Source organism: Thermovenabulum sp. (assembly GCF_049701175.1).
In the GTDB taxonomy this organism is placed as follows: Bacteria; Bacillota; Thermosediminibacteria; order Thermosediminibacterales; family Thermosediminibacteraceae; genus Thermovenabulum.
The window spans coordinates 1-1,430 of sequence record NZ_JBNATW010000062.1 but is presented as its reverse complement, the minus strand read 5'-3'; the positions used below and the strand labels follow the sequence as shown (position 1 = coordinate 1,430).

At 34.8% G+C, this 1,430-nt stretch carries 1 protein-coding gene; it reads left to right on the top strand.

Annotation, left to right across the window (positions count from 1 at the left end; translation table 11 throughout):
* Nucleotides 1-63: 63 nt before the first annotated feature.
* On the top strand, nt 64-1,430 hold a 1,367-nt coding region (locus tag ACPLVF_RS12005; protein ID WP_424908058.1), incomplete at its 3' end, for an IS1182-like element ISTte1 family transposase.

Genomic DNA, 1,430 nt, shown 5'->3' with positions numbered 1-1,430 from the left:
TATGATGAGAAGGGTTCCTTGTTTTTTTAACGGTACAAAGCAAAAGAGGAGAGGAGAAGAAAGATGTTATCAAAGAAAGAGGATGCAAGACATCAAATAGAATTTGTAAGCATAGATCAATTAGTACCACAAGACCACCTTTTAAGAAAGATAGAAAAAGTCATAGACTTTAGCTTCATATACGATTTAGTAAAAGACAAATATTCCGAGGGTCACGGCAGACCAAGCATAGACCCAGTAGTACTCATAAAAATACTTTTCATTCAATATCTTTTTGGCATACCATCGATGAGGAGGACAATAGCAGAAATAAAAACAAATGTAGCGTATAGATGGTTTTTAGGGTATGGGCTGACAGAAGAAATACCTCATTTTTCAACATTTAGTCAGAACTACATAAGAAGATTCAAGGGGACGGATATATTTGAAAAAATATTTACGAAAATTTTAGAGGAAGCAATAAAACATGGGCTAGTAAATGCGGAGGAAGTATTCATAGATTCAACTCATGTAAAAGCGAGCGCCAACAAGAAGAAATACACAAAAGAGATAATAGAACAAGAAGCTAGAATTTATCAAGAAAAACTAGAAGAAGAAATAAACAAGGATAGAGAGGCTCATGGTAAAAAGCCATTAAAGAAAATCAAGAAGATAAAGACGAAAGAAGTGAAAGTAAGCAAAACAGACCCAGATAGCGGAATGTTAAACAAAAACGGAAAAGAAAAATGTTTTGCATATTCTTTTCATACAGCCTGCGATAAAAATGGATTTGTATTAGGAGTAAAAGTTGAAGCTGCAAATGTCCACGACAGTGTAATGTTTCAAGAAGTATTAGAAGAAGTTGAAAAGAGGGTAAGAAAACCGAAAGCAATAGCAGTAGACGCAGGCTATAAAAATCCGTACATATTAAAGACAATATTTGATAGACAAATAATACCAGCAGTACCATACACAAGGCCAAAAACAAAAGATGGTTTCATGAAAAAACATGAATTTGTTTATGATGAATACTATGACTGTTACATATGCCCGCAGAATGAAATATTAACATATGTTACAACCAACAGAGAAGGATATAGAGAATACAAATCAAACCCAGAAAAATGTAAAAACTGTCCTCTAAGAGAAAAGTGTACCCAAAGTAAAGACTACACAAAGAGGATATTCAGGCACATATGGGAAGGATATGTAGAAGAAGCAGAACACCTAAGGCATACACCTTACTGTAAAGAAGTATATGAGAGAAGGAAAGAGACAATAGAGAGAGTATTTGCAGATTTAAAGGAGAAGCATGGTTTGCGATGGACGACGTTAAGAGGGAAGGAAAAATTGTCCATGCAAGCGATGCTTGTTTTTGCTGCCATGAATTTAAAGAAAATGGCCTTATGGTTATGGAGGAAGGGCAAAGGGCCCTTTGATATTTCAAAACT